General features: G+C 43.6%; 26 protein-coding genes. 1 reads left to right on the forward strand and 25 read right to left on the reverse strand.

Translation table 11 applies throughout. The features are described from left to right. Positions 1-14: 14 nt before the first annotated feature. From bshB1 to AB4114_RS01160, 5 genes are all read right to left on the reverse strand, one after another. The gene (bshB1, locus tag AB4114_RS01140) at positions 15-707 is read right to left on the reverse strand and encodes a bacillithiol biosynthesis deacetylase BshB1 (RefSeq protein ID WP_441986751.1); all 693 of its coding nucleotides are present in this window, start codon (positions 705-707) and stop codon (positions 15-17) included. A gap of 1 nt (position 708) precedes the next feature. Next, positions 709-1,128: a methylglyoxal synthase gene (locus AB4114_RS01145; RefSeq protein WP_056614270.1), complete on the reverse strand. Its 420-nt coding sequence runs from the start codon at positions 1,126-1,128 to the stop codon at positions 709-711. Positions 1,129-1,153: 25 nt separating this feature from the next. Continuing rightward, entirely contained in the window at positions 1,154-1,957 is an 804-nt protein-coding gene (gene dapB / locus AB4114_RS01150) for a 4-hydroxy-tetrahydrodipicolinate reductase (RefSeq protein WP_171628797.1), read from the reverse strand. Positions 1,958-1,973: 16 nt separating this feature from the next. Next, on the reverse strand, positions 1,974-2,498 hold the full coding sequence (locus AB4114_RS01155; RefSeq protein WP_441986752.1) for a tetratricopeptide repeat protein: 525 nt from the start codon (positions 2,496-2,498) through the stop codon (positions 1,974-1,976). A gap of 64 nt (positions 2,499-2,562) precedes the next feature. Further along, a complete protein-coding gene (locus AB4114_RS01160; protein ID WP_056616948.1) occupies positions 2,563-2,901 on the reverse strand; it encodes a nucleotide pyrophosphohydrolase in 339 nt (112 codons plus the stop codon). Between the two features lie 118 nt (positions 2,902-3,019). Between AB4114_RS01160 and AB4114_RS01165 the strand changes: the two genes are divergently transcribed. Further along, positions 3,020-3,892 carry a YitT family protein gene (locus tag AB4114_RS01165; RefSeq protein ID WP_441986753.1) on the forward strand — a complete coding sequence of 291 codons (873 nt, stop codon included), beginning with the start codon at positions 3,020-3,022 and terminating at the stop codon, positions 3,890-3,892. A 71-nt stretch (positions 3,893-3,963) separates the two neighbouring features. Here AB4114_RS01165 and AB4114_RS01170 read toward each other — a convergent pair whose 3' ends face one another. The 20 genes from AB4114_RS01170 to trpE form a co-directional block, all read right to left on the reverse strand. Further along, positions 3,964-4,842 (reverse strand): sporulation protein YpjB, encoded by an 879-nt coding sequence (locus tag AB4114_RS01170; protein ID WP_441986754.1) that lies wholly within the window; start codon positions 4,840-4,842, stop codon positions 3,964-3,966. A 54-nt stretch (positions 4,843-4,896) separates the two neighbouring features. Beyond that, complete coding sequence (locus tag AB4114_RS01175) at positions 4,897-5,556, reverse strand: DUF1405 domain-containing protein (RefSeq protein WP_441986755.1); 660 nt, start codon at positions 5,554-5,556, stop codon at positions 4,897-4,899. A 90-nt stretch (positions 5,557-5,646) separates the two neighbouring features. Continuing rightward, positions 5,647-6,537 carry a c-type cytochrome gene (locus AB4114_RS01180; RefSeq protein WP_441986756.1) on the reverse strand — a complete coding sequence of 297 codons (891 nt, stop codon included), beginning with the start codon at positions 6,535-6,537 and terminating at the stop codon, positions 5,647-5,649. 20 nt (positions 6,538-6,557) lie between these two features. Further along, on the reverse strand, positions 6,558-7,229 hold the full coding sequence (gene qcrB, locus AB4114_RS01185) for a menaquinol-cytochrome c reductase cytochrome b subunit (RefSeq protein WP_028554311.1): 672 nt from the start codon (positions 7,227-7,229) through the stop codon (positions 6,558-6,560). Positions 7,230-7,246: 17 nt separating this feature from the next. Further along, a complete protein-coding gene (locus AB4114_RS01190) occupies positions 7,247-7,792 on the reverse strand; it encodes a ubiquinol-cytochrome c reductase iron-sulfur subunit (RefSeq protein WP_056614289.1) in 546 nt (181 codons plus the stop codon). A 285-nt stretch (positions 7,793-8,077) separates the two neighbouring features. Next, positions 8,078-8,506: a DUF2487 family protein gene (locus AB4114_RS01195; RefSeq protein ID WP_441986757.1), complete on the reverse strand. Its 429-nt coding sequence runs from the start codon at positions 8,504-8,506 to the stop codon at positions 8,078-8,080. Positions 8,507-8,709: 203 nt separating this feature from the next. Continuing rightward, positions 8,710-8,898 carry an IDEAL domain-containing protein gene (locus AB4114_RS01200; protein ID WP_056616951.1) on the reverse strand — a complete coding sequence of 63 codons (189 nt, stop codon included), beginning with the start codon at positions 8,896-8,898 and terminating at the stop codon, positions 8,710-8,712. A gap of 175 nt (positions 8,899-9,073) precedes the next feature. Continuing rightward, positions 9,074-10,189 (reverse strand): hypothetical protein, encoded by a 1,116-nt coding sequence (locus AB4114_RS01205; protein ID WP_441987047.1) that lies wholly within the window; start codon positions 10,187-10,189, stop codon positions 9,074-9,076. Between the two features lie 128 nt (positions 10,190-10,317). After that, positions 10,318-10,908 carry a histidine phosphatase family protein gene (locus AB4114_RS01210; protein WP_441986758.1) on the reverse strand — a complete coding sequence of 197 codons (591 nt, stop codon included), beginning with the start codon at positions 10,906-10,908 and terminating at the stop codon, positions 10,318-10,320. A 46-nt stretch (positions 10,909-10,954) separates the two neighbouring features. Further along, positions 10,955-11,584, reverse strand: a complete 630-nt coding sequence (locus AB4114_RS01215; RefSeq protein WP_441986759.1) for an anti-sigma factor family protein — start codon at positions 11,582-11,584, stop codon at positions 10,955-10,957. A 6-nt stretch (positions 11,585-11,590) separates the two neighbouring features. Then, entirely contained in the window at positions 11,591-12,172 is a 582-nt protein-coding gene (locus AB4114_RS01220; RefSeq protein WP_056614299.1) for an RNA polymerase sigma factor, read from the reverse strand. A 408-nt stretch (positions 12,173-12,580) separates the two neighbouring features. Then, positions 12,581-13,453: a polysaccharide deacetylase family protein gene (locus AB4114_RS01225; protein WP_441986760.1), complete on the reverse strand. Its 873-nt coding sequence runs from the start codon at positions 13,451-13,453 to the stop codon at positions 12,581-12,583. 168 nt (positions 13,454-13,621) lie between these two features. Next, a complete protein-coding gene (locus tag AB4114_RS01230; RefSeq protein ID WP_441986761.1) occupies positions 13,622-14,710 on the reverse strand; it encodes a prephenate dehydrogenase in 1,089 nt (362 codons plus the stop codon). Between the two features lie 27 nt (positions 14,711-14,737). Continuing rightward, positions 14,738-15,838, reverse strand: coding sequence for a histidinol-phosphate transaminase (hisC, locus tag AB4114_RS01235; RefSeq protein ID WP_436244583.1), 1,101 nt, complete (start codon positions 15,836-15,838; stop codon positions 14,738-14,740). 16 nt (positions 15,839-15,854) lie between these two features. Beyond that, complete coding sequence (trpA, locus tag AB4114_RS01240; protein WP_441986762.1) at positions 15,855-16,670, reverse strand: tryptophan synthase subunit alpha; 816 nt, start codon at positions 16,668-16,670, stop codon at positions 15,855-15,857. Positions 16,671-16,673: 3 nt separating this feature from the next. Continuing rightward, complete coding sequence (gene trpB / locus AB4114_RS01245; RefSeq protein WP_441986763.1) at positions 16,674-17,867, reverse strand: tryptophan synthase subunit beta; 1,194 nt, start codon at positions 17,865-17,867, stop codon at positions 16,674-16,676. After that, positions 17,864-18,562 carry a phosphoribosylanthranilate isomerase gene (locus AB4114_RS01250; RefSeq protein WP_441986764.1) on the reverse strand — a complete coding sequence of 233 codons (699 nt, stop codon included), beginning with the start codon at positions 18,560-18,562 and terminating at the stop codon, positions 17,864-17,866. The genes trpB and AB4114_RS01250 overlap by 4 nt, the downstream gene beginning before the upstream one ends. Before the next feature lie 25 nt (positions 18,563-18,587). Then, positions 18,588-19,382, reverse strand: a complete 795-nt coding sequence (gene trpC / locus AB4114_RS01255) for an indole-3-glycerol phosphate synthase TrpC (protein WP_441986765.1) — start codon at positions 19,380-19,382, stop codon at positions 18,588-18,590. Next, positions 19,372-20,412, reverse strand: a complete 1,041-nt coding sequence (gene trpD, locus AB4114_RS01260; protein ID WP_441986766.1) for an anthranilate phosphoribosyltransferase — start codon at positions 20,410-20,412, stop codon at positions 19,372-19,374. The genes trpC and trpD overlap by 11 nt, the downstream gene beginning before the upstream one ends. 21 nt (positions 20,413-20,433) lie before the next feature. Further along, positions 20,434-21,981: an anthranilate synthase component I gene (gene trpE, locus AB4114_RS01265; protein WP_056614334.1), complete on the reverse strand. Its 1,548-nt coding sequence runs from the start codon at positions 21,979-21,981 to the stop codon at positions 20,434-20,436. Positions 21,982-22,165 lie beyond the last annotated feature (184 nt).

Consider the following 22,165-nt stretch of genomic DNA (forward strand, 5'->3'; position numbering starts at 1 on the left):
ACACCTCTTTCCGATCAATCAAAATGTTCTATCACCAAGGGGAGTTTGGAAACGAACCCTTCCGCGTACGTCAGTTGACGCTTCTGACCCATGAGTCGATCACGAGCTTCTACACGTTCGACATAACCTTGATTGAGTGGCGTCGCAACGGTACCCGTACCCGTTACAAATTGTGACCGGTACGCACGCAGTGCTGCCATTTTGATATCATAAGTATTTGTTACATCTATGATTACATCAGCTTCATACACATCATTTATAAAATAAAAAAGTAGTTGCTCCACATTCACAGCTTCTGTGTCTGGCAAATATTTACGCAGCTTCGCATTAAAAACAGCTTCCTGCACAAGCTTTGAACATGCAATATGATCAGGGTGACGATCTTGCCAATACGGTGCGAACACAATGCGAGGACGAAACTTCCTGATGACTTGTGTAATCCGTTCGATATGATCTGCCGTGACAAATAACCCTCGATCTGGCAGTCCCAAATTCGTACGTGCTGCTACCCCTAGTATTTTCGCTGCTTCCGCTGCTTCTTCTAGTCTATTTTCCACCGTCCCATTTGAGGACATTTCGGCATAGGTCAATTCACAAAGCCCAACACGAAGTCCACGCTGCGTATGTTTGGCTATGGTTGCGCCCATCCCAATTTCAGCGTCGTCTGCATGGGCACCAAATATAAGAATATCTAATTGTTCACGCATCTTATTCAATACCCGGCTTATATTTATGTACGAGTTCTCGCCAAGCAAAATCCCCACGATCCAACGCTCTTACAAGCAACTCAGCAGTCGCAATATTCGTAGCGCAAGGAATTCCCTGCACATCGCACAAACGAAGCAGAGCGATAATATCAGGCTCGTGTGGTTGAGCCATCAATGGATCACGCAAGAAGATGATCAAATCCATCTCATTTTCTGCAACCAGCGCCCCAATCTGCTGATCGCCACCAAGTGGCCCTGACATAAATCGATGAATATTCAATTTCGTATTTGCCATGATTCTCGTGCCTGTCGTGCCCGTTGCATATAGTTTGTGACCCTCGAAAACATGCTCATAAGCCGTTACGAAATTCACCATCTCATCTTTTTTTCGATCATGGGCAATAAGTGCAATGCTTAACATCTGACTTCCACTCTCCTAGGGGTCTCTAATCTATAAAATGCTCAAAACCATAAATCATTCCGGTATAGGTCATAACTTTACGAACCGCTATCGCTACACCTGGCATATAAGCTGCACGATCATAAGAGTCATGTCGAATTTTAAGCGCTTGACCTTGCTCGGCCATAATAACTTCTTGTTGTGCAAATACACCTGGCAGACGCACACTATGTATTCTGAATCCATTGTAATACCCACCACGGGAACCTTCAATTGTTTCTTCTTCTTTCGGATTACCTTGTTTAATTTCTTCACGAACTTCTGAAATGAGCTCCGCGGTTTTGACAGCTGTTCCGGAAGGGGCATCCAGCTTTTGATCACCGTGATATTCGATAATCTCCAGATGCGGGAAATATTTCGAAGCTTGGGCTGCGAACCTCATCATGAGAATAGCTCCAATGGAGAAATTTGGTGCAATTAATCCACCAATATTGTTGTCTCGGCATAGCATGTCCAAATCAGCAATAGCTTGAGGGGTGAATCCCGTTGTTCCCATCACGGGACGAATCCCTAAGCGAATTGCAAGATTGGTATGTGAAACCGCTGTTTGCGGTCCTGTAAAATCAACTAACACATCTGGTTTGGATTGGGTTAAAACCTTTTCGATGTCGTTACCCATTAAAATCCCGCAGTCATCCATACCAACCATTCTTCCAAGATCAATGGGGCCGGAGGTACGACTTACTCCTGCTACTAACTCCATATCTGACTCACGCAGAACGGTCTTGACGACCTCCCGCCCCATTCTTCCACTTGCTCCGATAACTGCTACTCGAATTCTACGCTCCATATTGTGATGATCTCCTTTATCTATGTTTCGGGCCTATCTCTGATTCCATTTTGACCTTGTAGATCGTGGCATGCTGCTTTGCAAGCTCATTATTCGGTTCTAGACGTACAGCTTCCATAACGGTTTGTAAAGCTCTGGTATAATCCTTACGCATGGCGAAGGCTTCACCAAGAATAAGATAAGCTTCAATCGCTAGCGGATCAAGCACTATCGCTTCTTTTAGCAGAAATATAGCGCGCTCCGGATGAGCAGACGGATTCGTAAGCTGCCTTCTGGCTTGTTCGACAAGCTCACGTGCATTCAACACTTGCAAATGAAAGCGAAATGCCTCATTCGCTGGATCTAGATCAATCGCTTTTGATGCATGCTCCACCGCTTTGATTAGCTTATTACTTCTCGCAAAAGTAATGGAAAGTTTGTGATGATAGGCAGCATTGTTTGGTTCTTCAGCTATTGCTTTTTCAAACCATTCAATGGCCTTTTCAAAATCATGCCCAAGTATGGATTCGTATGCTTTTTGTATTTGCTTTTCTCCATTCATCTGCCCATCCTCCTTTGCCATTAACGGTTTTCCCGATTTATGGGGATGGTTTAGTTTATGAAGGTCAATTCGTTTCGGTGTTTATTTTAGTCCAACGCCCTGCATCACGGGTATTGAATTTATGCATGATTTTGTCATGCGCTTCGGTCAGATCAATGCCAAGTGAATTCGCAAAGCAGATCGTAATGAATAAAATATCACCAAGCTCCAACTCGATTGAATTGTCCGCTTCTGTACTTTTTTTCGGTTTTTCACCGTAAGAATGATTCACCTCACGAGCTAATTCACCAACTTCTTCAGACATTCTAGCCAGCATAGAAAGAGGACTGAAATATCCTTCTTTGAACTGGGAAATATAAGTATCAACCTCTTGTTGCAGGTCTTTAAGTGTACGTTCTGACATTGGCATCCTTCTTTCTATCCTCTTCACAAAGGTTATCCTCCTTATGTTAAACTAAACGAGAAAAGTTGACAAATTTTTTGTTAGACAAGGCAATCATTTTAGGCATGGAGGAATTCAGATGATATTTAAAGAAAGGTTCCAAGATCAATTTCTCAATGTGTTGGGAATCTTGATTGGAACAGCGATTTATGCGTTTGGTTTGCATTATTTTGTCATATCGAATGAGCTAATGGAAGGCGGATTAACAGGCATATCTCTTTTGCTCAAATACGTGCTTAATGTGCCACCCTCCATCTCCACCCTCGTATTTAATATTCCTTTATTTTACTTAGGCTGGCGGAATTTTGGTAAGGGTCCCATGCTGTATACGATTTTCGGCGTCATTTGCCTTTCATTGTTTCTATGGGTGATGGAATGGCTAATTCATATGGGATGGTTAGTACCTTTTCATACTACGCAAGACTATTTTCTAGCAACCCTTTATGCTGGAATCACACTAGGCACGGGTCTTGGGCTTGTATTTCGATTCGGTGGAACAACAGGTGGTTCTGATATATTAGCTCGCATTGGTCATAAAAAGAGAGGCTGGAGTGTCGGACAAGTCATCCTTATCATTGATGTCGTCGTTATTGGCTCTTCTTTCATTTATCTCCCCAAAGAAAAGGTGCTCTATTCACTAGTAGCCGTATTCGTCACTTCACGGATTATTGATTACATATCAGAAGGCGCCTATGCAGCCAAAGCATTTACGATCATTAGTGAGCAGCCTAATGTACTAGCAGAATCTATCACCAAAGTACTTGATCGCGGAGTAACGCTCTTCCCAGCACGAGGTGCCTATTCTGGAAACACGAAGGAAGTCGTTTATTGTGTCGTTTACCGGCATGAGACAAGACAATTACGAGAGTTAATTCACGCCGTTGATCCACGTGCTTTCATCATTGTTGGGGATGTTCATGAGGTCATCGGTGAGGGCTTTAAAACAAATTGATTTGTTAGTTGAATAAAAATAAGAAAAAGTGGGTTAAACAGCTCAACCGAGCTTGCTTAATCCACTTTTTCTTATCTATTTTCGCTTTCCTTTGTTTGCCTAACAGGAACGATATGTCGACCAGATTGGTACATTTGCCAACCAGCATATGATAAAACACCAATGATAATAACGCCTATACTCAGTGACCAGATGATGGGATGATACGGGTCCGTGAGAGGAACATAGGCCAGTGCATCTTTATGTTTCATAAAGATTTCATCCAGCACTTGGTTCAAATTCACGATTCCAGCTTCTAGCGGTCTAATAGGCATTGGTTTCGTATTCACATTTGTACGAAGGAAGACGATTAAGGAATCTAACTTCTCAATGGATGATGGATCACGACTAATGATTAACGAGGGATGAATAATGGCGATATGTTGCGATAACTTACCAAATTCTTCTATTGCTTCTTGCTGTTTATTAGCCTTAACTTGCTGACTTAGCATTTGACTATCATTTTGCAGAACCTTATAGTATTGCAGCCACATGGGCTGGTTCTTATGAGAAAGCGCATCTGTTGCTAGACGGATTTTGGCAACAGCTACTTGTCCATCAGTTGGTGAGTAATTGACCGCATTATACACTCGTTTCGCATCTGTGACGGTTGCAGTCAAAGCATTCAATCCCTCAATGGACGTAATTCCTTCAAATGAAATTTTCGGAATTTGATCTGATAATTGAATCAACTTATTTCTAGCCTCAGCAACTTGTCCAGACATCGTAAATGTATACATTTCTTCGGCAATCTGATTTAAAAACGAAATCCGCTCTACTTGAACTGGGTCTATAGGTTTACTAGCTTTTCCAACAGTATGTTGAGTGGTACCGCAAGCTGCAAGTAAACAAAGAACAAGGCCGAGTAAGATCGTCACCGCTATCCCTCTTATCGCTCTATCGAAAAACATGGGACATCCCCTCCTTCACCATCATCATATGGAGGTTCGTCCCGCTTTAGACCATCAGGTATTCACTTTCAACATTTTTTTCTCTCTTACCATTAAACACGTAATCGCAATCCAGATTCCAATGATACTCAAACATATCGTGAAGAATTGAATCGTTCCCAAATAGGGATGCAACTCGCGTTGGAGTCTTGGGAAAACTCCTCTTTCATAGTCCATGAAATCGTTCCAAAATGTCCAAATTGCCACCAGTACAATAGCAGGCAAGCGGAATGAAAACCAACGAACAAATAACAGCGCTTCCACAGCCATTGCCAAATGAGACGCGGTCAGCATCCATCCATCCCAACCAACAGCTGCCCCATGCCAAGCACCTGCCCAAATCATCGTAACTGCCCAGATCCCATATTTAAATGATGTGATAAGCCCAAAAGCTTCAACAAAGCCGCGAATAGCCCTAAACAGCTTACTCGTTGGTTTGGTAAGGGACCGATCGACAATCAAGTAACCAACAGAAAGGGTGAAAAATAAACTTGCAGTCGGACTATCCGGTACAAAAAACACATACCATACCGGATTCTCCGCAATGGTGTCTACCATTTGAAGCCAATACCACTCATAGCCATATACGGTACCTAGTAAATTGCTTATAAAAAGCAACCATAGCATTCTCTTACTAAGTAAGAAGTCTTTGCTCCACAAATAGGAAACGGACATGTTGGCCCCTCCTTTAGAATCAAGTTCGATATGTAGACCATCTAAAATTTCCAAAAAAAACCTGATCACTTTCGCGACCAGGTTCACATTTTATTGAGTTTTTTGTTTCGATAACCACTCAGCTAACTTATCAATATCGGCATCTGTTAAGCCTTTATCGATATTAGGCTTATACATAGCAGGCATGTTGCCTTTACCATTTTTGATAATGCCCATAATGTCATCTTTCGTGTGTCCATCGCCTACACCTAACAAAGCGGGTACACCAGAAGCTGGCATTCCTTTAAGCTGTGCACCGTGACATGCTAAGCAAGTTGCTTTTGCATAAATCGCAGCACCTGGGTCATCAGCAGCAACAATTGCAGCTGCTTTTTTCGTTTCCTTCTTCGCACCCTGGCCAGCTGCTCCACCTTTGTTAGCGTGCATTTCTTCTTCACGCTTGATGTGCTCTGGAATGATGTTTTTCTCTTTAAGCTCAACTTGATAGTGAGACCAAGATGTGTACGTTAGGTATGTACAAGCGATCAAAGATAAAATCATTAGGCTTGAAGCAATTGGTCTTCTGTAGAAGCGACGTTCTTTACCTGTATCCAAGAATGGAGCCAGTAATAATCCGCCGAAAAGTAAACCTGGTACTACAACCGCTCCAAGAACTACATAATCACCCGATGTATAAGGGTATTTCAGCAATTGATACATGAACAAGAAATACCAGTCAGGCATCGGAATAAATGCTGTGTTCTTCGGATCCGCAGGATAACCTAACGGAGCTGGGTCGGACATAACTAGAACTAGCATACCGACCAAGACAACGACACMAACCATCCATTCTTTCAACAAGAAGTTTGGAATGAAGGCTTCTGATTTACCTGGGTAAGCAGAGTAATCTCTAGGAATCAGTCGTTGTTCTTGCGTTTTCTTAATTACGCGGGAATCCCCTACGTAAACGATTTTTTCATCAGACTTATGACCATGCGCCACGCTATTCGCCCCTCCCTAAATTATAGCGGTCCGGAAATACCTTGTTTGCGAATCATGAAGAAGTGTCCGGCAAGCAAAGCGAGCAGAACGCCAGGCAGGAAGAACACATGAATAGCAAAGAACCGTGTTAGTGTTTGTGCACCAACAATGCTTCCGCCTTGCAGCAATGTTTCGATGTACGGTCCAGCGAATGGTACCGATGCTGCAATTTTCATACCTACTTGTGTTGCAAAGTAAGCTTTGTTATCCCATGGAAGCAGGTATCCCGTAAAACCAAGACCTAACATAACGAAGAAAATGAGCATGCCTACTACCCAGTTCATTTCACGTGGAGCTTTATAAGATCCTGTGAAGAACACGCGCAGGGTATGTAAGAACATCATTACGATAACTAAACTAGCTCCCCAGTGGTGCATACCTCTGACGATAACACCGAAAGCTACTTTATGTTGGAGGTAATCAACACTTGCATAAGCATTGATAATATCAGGTGTGTAATACATAGTAAGGAACATACCTGACAAAATTTGAATTACTGTGATGAAAAACGTCAATCCGCCAAAACAATAGACGAATGCGGAAAAGTGATGAGCAGGGTTAACGTGTTCTGGCACCTCGTGATCCGCTACATCTCTCCACATAGGCGTAATATCAAGACGTTCGTCAATCCAGTTGTATACGTTTTTAAACATCTGATCGTGACGCCCCCTTATACTCTAGTGTTAGCATGCAGTTGTCCAACATACACGAAACCATTCTCTACTTTTGTTGTGTATTCGTCTAGCGGTTTAGGTGCTACAGCAAGGTTCTTGCCGTCTTGCGTATAATGCGCACCATGACATGGACAGAAATACTGATCTTTGTAAGCAGGGTTATCGTTCCAGTTAACCGTACAGCCGAGATGCTTACACGTCGGATTTAACGCGAATAGAGCACCTTTACTGTCCTTGGAAATCCATGCTACGAGTTCAGCATCACTTTCGTACCAGCCATCTACCTGATGGACTTGGAACGTAAACGCTTGTGGGACATTCGTAATTTTACTTTCTTCGACAACTTTAACCCAGTCCGATGCTGCTTTTGGCTGAAGGACAGGATCAACGGCAAACCGAATCATCGGTATGATAATGCCGGCCCCCATGAATCCACCAGCGCCACCAAGGGTATAAGAAAGAAATTGTCGACGAGACATTTCGCGTTTGGTCCCGGGTTTCTTCCCATGCTGTTCTTCATTGTGATTGTTATGATCACTCATTCTCAGGTCTACCCTCCTACATTGGCCGAAGTCCGAACCCTCTCGGACATCAGCTACCTCTATCACGTGTCGTTCGACATTACACTACATAACTAGGACATTTCTAATAATAGCCTACGTCTACTAGGTCGTCAAGAATTCATAACTCCTTTTATTGGATTGAAATCTTCGCTTTCGGACAAATTTTAACGAAATTGTCACAACTTTTTGCAAGCCACATTCATCCATTACTACCCTTATCTTGCGCATTTTTTTTCCATTAATACACGACTTCACCAAAGTTACTCAGGCAGGGTACCAAAGTTGCTGAACTTGTTTGGAAATACCTGATCGAATTGCCTCTGATTGCTGCACCCATTGCTCTTTATCGACAACGATCAACAAATCAGTTTCGGCTGATTGCCAGTGAATTGCTTCCGGATGCAAGGTTATTACGATTATGTAACGAAATCCACTTTTCTTCAATTGATGTACGATGGTCTCCACTTGCTCACTTGCACCCGTATCTGCTATGTAATGAAGAGCTGGATAAGTGACAACTCTGCCTTTGTAAGGAATCTCGATAATTTCCATGACATCACGGAGCCGCTCTAACACGGCAGTCACTTGCATCGGATCCTCAATCCCTGTCAACCCCGTAACAGGCAGAAGACACGTATCCAAGTAGGGCTTCAATTCCGTCCATTCTTGTGCAACAATTTCATTAAACTTCAAGGTGTAGCGCCTCCCTATCTTTTACCAAAAGAACATCCGCTATGTAGCGCAAGCTCAACTTGTACTAAGTACTTTAATCTGTCATCACCTACCTGTCAATCAAGTATTCAGTCTTCCTTATATACTTAGTATACACAGACAAAAAAGACATGGGATTGGTATCCTCATGTCTTCATGTTTACTTACTCATGCGCAGCTAATGATTACCCTAGTGATTGTAAAATCCTTAATTCAGACGTTAGCGCCAAAAAGGATGTCTGATCGCCTTTAGCAAGAGCGCTATCGATTTCCTTATAAAGATTTTCTTCTCTATATTTGCGTAAGGCATTATCCCAAATCATTTCCGCGAAAAGTGCCAGCAGCGCATCGTTAGATACATTCATTTTTCCCATGAGACCTACCTCCAAATGTTGTCCGCGGTTTGTCAGGAGCTTCTTTTTCGCAAAAATATATGTCTGCATATGGTGTACGCCAACCCGTTGTTATGCTCCTATTACATCATATTCACTAGCTAATTCAACGCTTCATTCAAAAGCCCGTTTGAACGGGAATGTGTTAATACCTAGATCAGAAGAGTACCACTTTATCTTCCTCTGCAAGACTAATTCCTCGAATCACTTTAGAACCTAGCTTAGTGACCTGAATAACTGCTCCATACGTGTGATCTTCACCTATCCGGATCAAACCCATGTGCATCATCATTTGTATGATTCGCTGCTCGACAATGGATGCTGAACTATCATAGTAAAATGGTTTAACTAATTTACTAAACAAATCTACAATCGAAGCCATCGTCACCCATTGCTCACAAAGCCGATCCAACCAAACCGATATACCTTGCAGATTCGGAATCGGATTTTTGTAGAGCCTTAGCCAAAATGTGTACACATCCGTTACTGTTTCTTTCTTCCCTTCCAGTAATCGTGCCTTTCCTGCTTCTGTAAGGCGAAGCACCAGGTCATGCTCACTGATCAGTTGGTGGTAATAGCAATAGTCATAGATTAGTGAAAATCTATTCGGGTATTCCTTGAACATTCGTCCGTAACCGAATCGCCATGTTCCCTTTGTTACCAATCCTTCTTGAACAGATAAGATACTGAGGAGCTGACCCAGTTGTCTTTTGTACATAAAACCTTCTGCTGTTAATGGCATTTCTTGCTGAGCAATCGCGGTTAAGAAATGAAATATGTCGTCGACTAGAAGTGATTGTTCATCACGATATACCGTTGGTTCATCTGTTTTCATTAATTCTTGCTTAAATTGTTTCGCTAACGCATCACTAAATCTTCGCTTTAAATCCGCTGGAACATGAAAAAGGTATTTGGTCTGTTGGGAGTGTCCGTTAAACAGCCATCCTAATTTTTTGAATTTCAAGATCATATCCCTTGGATTCCAATCTCCAGGTGACTCTTCTTTCTGAAAGCGTGACTGCTGGGCTCTAGCGATGAGTTCCTCCATACTAAACGAATTGCGAGGATCCGAAAGCAAGGAGTTGAGGAAGCGAATATTTTCCAAACTAAGACTTTGAATGTGTTTTTCGAATATGTCTTTGCGCATGGCCGTACTCAGGATCGATTGAATCAACTCATTCTTAGAATGACCATTGCACTCACACTCGTAGGTATGTGCAATTCGGCCTAATTCATGGATATCGGCATAGCTGAGCATATCCGCTAGGTTCATTTCCATCCTACATCTCCMATCTGGCGGAGCATTCTACTCCGATGTTTCTAGTAACCATTATGGGATTTTTTCCCGAAAATATTCCGTAACAAACAAAAAAACATGACTCTATCGAGTCATGTTTACTTTCATACCATCGTTTCCGAGGTCGTTTGCAAATGGGTTAAACAATTATACAATTGAAGCTCCCATTGATCACTTTGTCGCAACAACAAGGTCAACGAGGTATTCTGCAGGAACTCCTCTTGATTCAATTTCAAAACACGAAGCACTTGAACAATAAAACCTCCATGAGAGATGAGCAAGATGTTCTTATCAGGGTAGAGATTCAAAATCTCTGTTTCAAGCTCCAGCCATCTTGCCCAGAGATCGCTGTCCGACTCTTGACCCAAATCCTGAAGCTTCCAATCGGCCCCCCAGCGCTCTTCACGTTCAGCGACAGTAGTTCCTTCGACTAACCCATATTTACGCTCTCTTAAGCGTTTATCTGTGCGCAATAGAGGGATGCCAGACAGTGTGGAAATAATTTGTGCGGTTTCATTCGCACGCTTCAAGTCACTGCTAATGATGCCATCCCAACTTTCTTGAGACAGACGCAGCCCAAGTAATCTTGCTTGCTCTCTGCCTTCGTCCGTTAAGTCTGTATCCAACTGTCCTTGCAGCTTGCCTAATCGATTCCACTCTGTGCTTCCGTGGCGTATAAACCCTATCGTTGTCATTCTTTTACCTCCCGCGCTAGAAATGCAAAATGCTCCACCAGGAGCATTAAGTTTTCGTTCTTGATAACCAATTCATGATAATAATGGTTGCTACTAATCCAAGAAGCGATACGACTAATAAGTAATGGGGGTACGAATGGATCGGTCCAACATGAAAACGCAAAGGTTCCATGAAACTAGGATTCAGACTGGCTACGGCATCACCCAACTTATGTCCATTCAAAGATTCTGTGCCGCTAATTTTTAACGCTTGTGGTGCTTCAAGATCGTAAAGTGAATTGTCCGCGGAAGCCAATGTTGACTGTGGAGAACCATCATATACGATGGCAAATAAAAAACTAAATACAAAAAGAGCTAGACAAAAAGCAATAACCGCCGTCAAATTCCGTCTTAATTTATAGGAAATCGAATACATCCGTTCGGAAACTGGAATTCGCCATGATTCATCCTCGTAAATTCGGCTCATTACTTTCGTGGAGACTAGAGGCTCAAAGTCCGTCAGTTCCTCGTCAGTTGCAGCAGTGCGGATCAGAATCATGCTCTCTTCCCATATTTGAAATTCCTCTTTACAGGCATCGCATGTTTCTAAATGCTTATCTACTGCTGCACGACGCAGGTCATCATTCGGCAAATCCCAATAGACTCCAAATAATTCCTGGATCTCACTACACTTCATCGCTAGTCATCCCTTCGATTCTTCGAATATCGGTTCACTGAAATAAGGATCCAGATGCAATTTGACTGATGCTCTCGCTCTAAATAGGAGAGATTTCACTGAGCTGACGGTTTGACCCAAAATGTTGGCAATTTCCTGATAATCCATCTGATCATATTCGCGTAGAATCAAAGCCGATCTTTGCTTCTCAGGCAAGCTATTAATCGCTTCGCGAACCATGGACACCTTTTCGTTCCTCAACATGGCCTGCTCTGGCATCGCATCAAAAGAAGCATGCGGTGTAAGTCCGCTTTGCTCCAACGACACCTGGACACTTTTATTTTTGCGCAGCTCACTCAATACGGTATTACGGGCAATCGTATATAACCAAGTAGAAAAAGATGCCTCGATCTCACGGAAAGAATGCAAACTGCGATACGCTTTATAAAATGTTTCATTACACAAATCTTCCGCGATAGCTTCCATCTGTGTGCTCTTTAGCATGTGATAAATAAAGGCAAGGATTTTACGCTCGTAACGACGCATAAGCTCGTTATACAGTTGAACATTTCCATCCTTGATTTCTCTGATCAATTGGGAATCGGTCATTACGTGGCGACCCTCCTCGCGATTCCGGGTACCACTCCAACTGTTCATACATGTTTTACTACGGTTGGAGTGAAAAGTTGCGTTATATTTGTAAAAAAAGTGTGAAGTCGAAATTGAGCAAACATTTAGCCTCTAACCTATTCTCGATTAAATACGAGATTCCTGCTAGATTCGACAAATTGTTGGATAAAGTTCATATTTCTACTACTTCTCTACTATCGACATCTAGCTGCATTCCTTTTATATATATTTTTAAAAAAGGCAAAAAGACAAAAAAAAAACCGCCGAATCGGCGGTTGCACTTATAGTGCGATTATCGGATAGGAGTGGAGAGAAACCATACTGTACTTTTATTATATGTATACGGTTTCATTCTGTCAACACTTTTTTGAAAACGTTTACCTAGTTTCATTTTGAACTAACAAACTGTGATTGTTCTCTCTTGGCCTGCTTAATCAAATTGCTAATGGAATGCGGACGTACAAAAGGGCTTCCACCGTTGATCCGCGGTATTTGCATCGAATCCGTCCATTCTGAAGCAAGACCTGCCTTCGTTGTAAAAGCGTATTGGATACCTGCTTCATGTAAGTAGGAAATCGTCGTATCATCGTAGCTGCCATATGGATAAGCATAGGAATCTACATTTTTCGAAGCATTCAACTCCTTGAGTTTGGCCATACACTTGCGGGTATCCTGAACAACCCGACTCTTAAACTCAACCTCAGTTTCTAGCTTTCCATTTAGAATAAGCTTGTTGGATAACATGGGTTTTCCATCTTTCATTGCATGAAGCTCATCGGAGTGCCCTTGGAATTCAATATTAGGGTCTTCACTGCGCATCTGTTTAATCTCATCCTTGGATAAAGATGCTAACTTAGGCCTTTTGGGATCATCCAAATCTTTCGTGATAACGAAATTCACAGCAGGGATTTCAAGCCTCTTTAGAATAGGGAATGCGTGCGTATAGAAGCTTTCGTAACCATCATCAAATGTGATAAGCAGCGCATTATCCGGTATTGGCTTTCCTTTGGTTTTGAAGTCTTTGAATTGGTCCAAGGTAATGAAATGGAAACCTTTCCTTTGTAACGAAACAAGCTGCCGCTCAAACAGCCTCGGCGTGATGGTGACTGAGCTCTGTTCAAATTCATCAATATGGTGATAAACAAGAACGGCAACCTCATTGGAGTAATACACATCTTTGGCACTTGCTAAAATAGGTGAAAAATTAAGAAAGACAATCATGACCGTTAGCAAGCTTACGATGAACATTCGGTACTTCAAATCAACCGCCCCATAACAATGAATAGTATGTATATAAATGATAAGACCCATTATAGCATGAGCCTTTAGACCTGTGAATCAGTTACAAAAAGAAAACAAAAGGACCTCCTTTGCGCTGGCGGAAACCAACACAAAGAAAGTCCTGAAATGATAAAAGATATTCAAAATTTATACATGCACCGCATATTCTTTGCCCAATAACTCCGAAGCACGATCGGCTTCCTCTTGGTTACGGAAAGACAATCGGAGAATACCAGGAACATCCTCACGGCTTTCAATAATTTGAATATTGCTCAAATTGATTCGAGCATTTCCGAGCAGCGATGTAATGGAGCCAATAATACCCGGGTGATCGGGTACATCTACATAAATATCAAATAAGGAAGTGAGGACACCTTTACGACGTTCCGGTAGCTTACTGCGGAATTCGCCAGCAATACGAAACTGCTCCGCAATCCCTTCTCCATCGCTTTGCTCAATCAGTTGAACGAATCGCGAAACCTCATCATTCCAATCCTTGAGCAGCTTGAGTAACACTTCACGATTGTTGACGAGAATATCACGCCAGATCGTCGGTTCGCTCGAAGCAATCCGAGTAATATCTCGAAAACCGCCCGCCGCTAAGTTTTGATACAAGGGATTACTCTCGTTATAGCTTCTTACTTGATTAACAAGTGCAACAGCAATAATATGCGGTAAATGGCTAATTGCACCGACGATATCATCATGCTCACGAGCATCGACTTGCACGATTTGCGCTTTCGTATGACTAAGCAGACTTGTCAGACGATCTACCTCAGCCTGTGGCGTGCCTTCTGCTGGAGTCAAGACATAGAAAGCATTCTCATACAGATGCGACGAAGCAGCTTCCACCCCGTGACGCTCAGAGCCCGCCATCGGATGACCACCTATAAAATAGTAGCCTTCCTTCAAGTGTACTGCTGCACTTTCTGTAATGGAAGCTTTCGTACTGCCCACATCCGTAATGATACAGCCTTGTTTCAAGGGCAGCTTCATCAGCTTCTGAACATATTCCTCCAGATTGCCCACGGGTACACATAGGAAGATATAATCAGCCCCATCCACCGCTTCTGCCATATCGGTAGTTGCATGGTCAACAACATTGCGTTTCAGCAGCTTTTCGACGGAATTCGGATTGGGTGAATGTCCGACAACGGTAAAGTCTGGTTTTCCTTTATAACATAAGGCAAGAGATCCACCGATCAGACCTACTCCGAATATTGCTATTTTCGTCATGACAAGAATCAACCTTTATCTTCTGATTTAGACTAGAACAGGAACCTCTGCAAGAACTTCCGTTAGAGCCGCAATGAATTTGGCATTTTGCTCACTTGAACCAATGGTGACACGCAATGATGTTGGGAAGCCCAACATATGACCACCACGAACAATTAGCCCTCGGCGCAATAAGCCGTTGAATACGTCTGCTGCTGGACGTGCTACGTCCACCATAATAAAGTTCCCATGAGCAGGAAACGAGTGCAGCCCAAGTTGTTTAAATTGTTCTTCTAAGTAGTTTAAACCCGCAGTATTCGCTTCCCGACAGCTTGCGATGAAATCCTGATCATTAATCGCCGCAAGAGCAGCAGCTTGTGCGAAGCGAGTCGTATTGAAGGGCTCTCGCACTTGATTAATCGAACGAATGACATCTGGATGCCCAATACCATAACCAATACGAAGCGAAGCCAGCCCATAGATTTTGGAGAAGGTACGCAAAGAGATCACATTCTTGTATTGACCGATTAGCTCAATGCTGTCCGGGAACTCACCTGTTGTGTTGTACTCACAATAAGCTTCATCAAGAACAACAATCGTGTGCGCAGGAACTTTAGCTAAAAAAGCTTTAATTTCCGCATCTGTATTCATCGTACCCGTTGGGTTGTTCGGATTACAGATCCATACGATTTTCGTGCGATCTGTAATGGCAGCAGCCATTGCATCCAAATCATGAGTACCATCCTTCAATGGCACCTCAATGGAGATTGCACCTTCGATTTCACAATTGTGTTTGTATTGAGGGAAAGTGTGTGAAGCCATGACGGACTCGTCACCTGGTACAAGGAAAGCACGCGCCAACATCAGGATAACTTCATCCGAGCCTGCGCCAAAAATAAGCTGGTTCGTCTCTACTCCCAATGAAGCTGCTACAGCTTCTGTTAGCTGTACGGCACCTCCATCTGGATACAGACTAATATTTGCAATTTCAGCTTCAATAGCAGCCTTCACATGTGGAGATGACCCGAACGGGTTTTCATTAGAAGCAAGCTTAATCACTTCAGTTAAGCCCAGCTCACGCTTTACTTCTTCAATAGGCTTACCTGGTTGGTAGACTGGTAAATGTATAATGGTTTGTTTCGGTTTCATGAAGTCACCTCATCAATTAGTTGTTCGTACGTTTTAATTGACCTACAAAGTTACCTACTTGCTTAAGACCTTCCGGATGAGCAGCATCCTCTTGGAAATGTGTTAATGCGCTCTCAATCGTGCGGACAATCGCACTTCCTACGACAACACCATCGCACAGCTTTTCAAAGCGTTCAACTTGCTCACGCGAAGATATGCCGAAGCCTACAACAATGGGAACAGACGCGGCTTCACGAACGGTTGTAAGAAAATCTTCAATGTCGCCAAAAAATTCAGCGCGCTCGCCAGTGACCCCAAGGGAAGATACACAATAAACGAAACCACGAGCACTTGAAGCAATACGTTGTACACGTTCATTCGATGTTGGTGCAACCAATGGAATCAAATGAACGCCATATTTCTCAGCAATCTCTCTAGTCTCACTATCTTCTTCCAAAGGAAGATCTGGAATAATAATGCCACTGATTTCATTCTCTTGCATCACTTTGAAAATACGCTCCAAACCAATTTGGAGAACCGGATTATAATAGGTAAAAAGGATGAATGGCAGCTGTGATCCGCGATTCCTTGCCTGTTTAGCTACATCGATTACATCAAAGATGGAAATTTTACGTTTCAAAGCGCGTTCGGAAGAGCGCTGAATGACAGGGCCATCTGCGAGTGGATCCGAGTAAGGAACACCAAGCTCGATTAAATCCGCGCCAGCGCGTTCCATTTCTAGAATCAGCTCCAAAGATGCCTCAATCGATGGGTCACCTATCGTTAGAAAAGGGATCATTGCGGTTTCACCGCGCGCTTTGAGTTCTGCAAAACGACTGTCAATACGGTTCATCGCTTATACCCCCTCGCCAAGATAACTAATAATGGATTCCACATCTTTATCGCCGCGGCCTGACAAGCTCACGATAATGATTTGATCCTTCGTCATCGTCGGTGCTAATTTCAGCGTATGGGCAATGGCGTGTGCGCTCTCGAGAGCAGGAATGATACCTTCTGTACGGCTCAACAATTGAAGCGCATCCAGTGCTTCTTGATCCGTTATTGGATAATAAGCAGCACGCTCAGCATCTTTGAGATATGCATGTTCGGGACCAATTCCCGGGTAGTCCAAGCCGGCTGAGATCGAATGCGCTGGCAACACTTGACCATACTCATCCTGAAGCAAATAACTGAGTGACCCTTGGAATACACCTGGCGTTCCTTTGGTCATGGTTGCTGCATGCTCCTCCGTATCAACGCCGCGACCCGCTGCCTCGACACCAATTAATTTCACGGTCTCATCTTGGACGAATGGATAGAAAATCCCCATCGCGTTACTGCCTCCGCCAACACAAGCAACTACTGCATCAGGTAATCTACCTTCTGTTTCCAAGATTTGCTCACGGGACTCATCCCCGATCACGCGCTGGAAATCACGAACCATCATTGGATACGGATGTGGTCCAGTTACGGATCCAAGAATATAGTACGTATCTTGAACGTTACTTACCCAGTAACGCAATGTTTCATTACAAGCATCTTTCAATGTGCGCGTTCCAGAAGTAACAGGAATAACTTTCGAACCTAACAATTTCATGCGAAACACATTCAATTGTTGACGTTTCGTGTCTTCTTCGCCCATGAATACTTTACATTCAAAGCCCATTAAAGCCGCGACTGTCGCTGAAGCAACTCCGTGCTGACCTGCCCCAGTTTCCGCGATTATCTTTTTCTTACCCATGCGTTTTGCAAGTACGGCCTGTCCGATGGTGTTATTAATTTTGTGTGCGCCTGTATGGTTTAAATCTTCACGTTTCAAATAAATCTTCGCTCCGCCGAGTAGCTCGGTTAAGCGCTCTGCATAGTAAAGCGGAGTAGGTCTACCGGAATACTGCTTCTGCAAATAACGAACTTCAGCAATAAATTCAGGATCATCTTTATATCGCGCATAAGCTTCTTCAAGCTCATGTAAGGCATTCATCAATGTCTCAGGCACATAGCGGCCACCGAACTTGCCAAATCTACCTTGCTGATCAGGTACTTGTGTCACTTACGGGTCACCCTTTCCACAAACGCGGTTATTTTCGCAATATCTTTCACGCCATCTGTCTCCACGCCGCTCGATACATCAACGCCATCAGGAGCGTAAGCATGTACTAATTGATCTACGTTATCATGTCGAAGTCCGCCAGCTACTAGCAATTGAATACCAGCAGAACGAGCCCATTCTTGATAAACAGGTATACAATCCCAAGCAAAAGTTGTCCCAGAACCGCCACCATATACAGGGTCAAAGGTATCTAATAAGATGGCATCTACTTGCCCGATAAAAGGATCTAGTTGTGCTGCCACTTCGGTTAGTGAAGGCATGGAATCTTCTGTTTTGGAGATAGAAACCGATTTAAATACCTGTACACCAAATTGTTCACGAACCCATCCACAGAAAGCCGGTGTTTCCTGACTATGAAGTTGCACGATATCCAGAGGAGCTGCAGCTAAAATTTCAATCAACTGCTCTTTCGTTGGATTGACAAAAACGCCAACTGTAAGAGGCACTGTGTGACCATCCGCCGCTTCAGATTTCAAATAAGCAATCAGCTCGGCTGCCTTCTCCGGCGTAACCTGTCGCTTGCTTGGTGCAAAAACAAAGCCGATATGAGCTATCGGCAAATGTACGATTGATTTTAACACTTCAACGCTTTGAAGTCCACAAATTTTTACCGTTGGAATCGTTCCCACAGTCATCAAATCCGCCTCTTTCTACCTATAATTAGGCCTTGTTGACCAGCTCACCCATCAACTGATGAACCGCTTGTTCAACGACGGGCTGTCGCATGAAATGCTCTCCGATCAGTACAGCTTGTGCCCCTACTTTCTCAACATAAGCCATATCTTCAACGGTAGATATCCCACTCTCGCTCACAACAGTTTTACCTTTTGGCATAAAGCTTATTAATTCTTCTGTTGTTCCTAGATCGGTTACGAAGGTTTTTAAATTCCGATTATTAACACCTATCATTTGGGTATCCAGCTCAAGTGCGCGTTCCAACTCTTCACGATCATGTACCTCAACGAGTGCATCTAGGCCAAGATCCTTCGCTAGAGTCAAATACTGCTTCATTTGCTCTGTTGTCAAAATCGCTGCGATCAGCAGAATGGCATCTGCTCCCAGAAGTCTTGCTTCATAGATTTGCTTCTGATCAATGGTGAAATCTTTGCGTAGCAACGGAACATTCACTGCTTTACGAACAGCCTTCAAATAATCATTGCTTCCTTGAAAATACGAAACATCGGTCAATACCGAAATACAATCGGCGCCTGCATGCTCATAAGCTTGAGCCAATCCCACCGGTTCGAAATCTGCGCGGATCAATCCTTTGGATGGCGAAGCTTTCTTCACTTCCGCGATAAGTCCCATCGAACGATTTTTCCCCAGCGTCAATGCCCGCTCAAAGCCTAAACAAGGTGGAAGCTGAGAAATTAACTTTTCAGCCTCCGCGATCGAAAAACCGCTCATCGCCTCTACTTCAACGCGTTTTGTAGCTACAATTTTATCAAGAAACATGGCATAGTTCTCCTGTATATTGGATTAAATCTTGCAATTTCTGCTCCGCACGTCCCGAATCAATGACTTCTGCAGCTAATTTCACGCCTTGTTGAAGAGTGCCTACATGACCGGTTACATAGAAGCATGCCGCTGCATTCGCTAGCACGATGTCTCGATAAGGCCCTTTCTCACCAGCAAAAATATGACGAATAATTTCTGCGTTCAGGGCAGCATCTCCACCCGCTACGTCTTTGATACTATGTGCACGAAGACCTAAATCGTCAGGTGTAATCGTATAAGTCGTGATAAGATCCGACTTCAGCTCAGACACCTTTGTAGGTGCAGAGATACTGAATTCGTCCAAGCCGTCCTCACTGGCAACAACCATTGCACGCTTCAAGCCGAGTGCTTGCAACGATTGTGCTAACATCTCCGTCTTGGTTCTGTCGAAAACCCCAAGGACTTGGCGATCTGCTCCAGCAGGATTCGTTAACGGTCCCAGCAAATTGAAAACCGTTCTAAAGCCAAGTTCTTTACGAGGTGCTGCAACATGCTTCATCGATTGATGATAGGCCTGTGCGAACATAAAGCAAATACCAGTACGCTCAAGGCATTTCGCAGCTTGTTCCCCGCTCAGTGTAATCTTAACGCCAAGCGCTTCTAAGACATCCGCACTACCACTTTTACTCGACATCGCTCTATTGCCATGCTTCGCTACTCGGATACCGCCTGCTGATGCTACAATGGCAGCTGTCGTTGAGATATTGAACGTATCAGCACCATCTCCACCTGTTCCACACGTATCAAGTAGGTCACTTTGGTGTACGTTCACTTGCACAGCTTTGCTTCGCATCGTCTCCGCAAACCCAGTAATCTCTTCAAAGGTTTCCCCTTTGATACGAAGAGCCGTCAACAAACTGCCGATTTGTGCTTGTGTTGCCTCTCCATCCATAATCTCAGACATAACACTACGCGCTTCTTCACGGGATAAATGATTGCCGCTAATTACTTTACCAAGAGCTTGCTGTATCGAAATTGTTCCACTCATGTTCTTCCATGCCCCTTCCTTCTATGAGTTAACAAAATAATCTTTGTTAATATCGCTAACAGGTCTTGGCTCAGGACTGAACATGGCTTCTGCCATACGAATTGATTTCAGCAAAGCCGTCGCTTTGTTCACGGTTTCTTGATATTCACTCTCAGGTACAGAATCCCAAACGATTCCTGCTCCTGCTTGCACATAGGCCTTACCTTTTTTGAACACAATCGTCCGGATCGTGATACAAGTGTCCAAATTCCCGGAAAATCCTAGATAACCAATTGCCCCTGCGTAAGAACCGCGTGACTCTGGCTCCAGTTCAGCAATAATGCCCATCGCTCTCAGCTTCGGTGCTCCAGACACCGTGCCTGCAGGCATACAGGAAAGAAAAGCATCGAAGAAATCCTTATCCTTGGCAATTTTGCCAGACACATTGGAAACGATATGCATTACGTGTGAGTAGCGTTCAATGTCCATGAACGTATCACATTTGACCGTCCCGAATTCGGAGACACGCCCGATATCATTTCGACCTAAATCAACCAACATCAAATGCTCTGCACGTTCTTTCTCGTCGGCCAGCAACTCCAACTCAAGTGCGTGATCTTCCTCTGGTGTTTTCCCTCTAGGTCTTGTTCCAGCAATCGGCCGCGTCTCAACTTTTTCTTCCTCCACTCGTACTAGCAACTCAGGAGACGTTCCAACGATAACCTCGTCGTCCATTTTCAGCACATACATATAAGGAGACGGATTCATTGTTCGAAGCACTCGATACACCTGTAAAGGAGAAACCGTTGTTTCCATTTCAAAACGCTGCGAGAGCACGACTTGGAAAATATCGCCGGCACGAATGTATTCCTTTGCTTTGTTCACATTGGCAATGAACTTATCTTTCGTAATATTGGAGCGAATTTCACCCAAATCTGGTTCTGACACGATCGGGTTGTGCGTCATCGTATCGGAACTAAGAGGCCGTTTAATTTTCTCAATAGTGGCATCGATTTTCTCACAGGTTGCTTGATACGCTTTCGCGATATCCGCATCTGTTGCGAATTGGGGAACATGTAGGTTTGCGATCACTTTGATCTGTTGTTTGAAGTGATCAAAGACGATGACCTGATCGCAAAACATGAATTGAATATCATTCATTTGTAAGTCATCAATCTGATGAGCCGGTAGTTTCTCGTAGTATTGCAATAAATCGTATCCGAAGAATCCAACCGCACCACCCGTAAAGCGTGGAAGATCAGCAAGCTGAGGGCTGGAGTAGGAACGAAGGTAAGCCTTCAACACTTCGATCGGTTTCTCATCTGTGATTTTTTTCTCGGACCCCGTTTCGACCGTTGTTTTTCCATGCTTCGCCGTGATCATCAAGAATGGATCGCTGCCTAAGAAGGAATAACGCGCCCATTTCACTCCTCCCTCTACACTTTCTAAAAGGAAGGCACGAGGCTCTTGATATAAATGTTGGAATACACGTATTGGCGTCTCGGTATCAGCTAGTAAATGACGCACCACTGGAATCAGATTATAATCTTTGGACAAACGAATGACTTCTTGTAATTCAGGTGTATACATGGAAACATCCCCTCTCAGCTTGTGAGCTACTCGCGGTCTGCGGCGCTCAAAACTCTATTCGAATACAAAAAAACCTCTACCAGGGGTAGAGGTTGACTTTAGTTTCAGTAGACGATCAGGATGAATGTGAAAAAAAGAAATTAAAAGCTGGGTATGAACAAATAGACGATCCCCCTCTGGGAAC

It is taken from the genome of Paenibacillus sp. 2RAB27 (assembly GCF_052115445.1).
Classification (GTDB): domain Bacteria; phylum Bacillota; class Bacilli; order Paenibacillales; family NBRC-103111; genus Paenibacillus_E.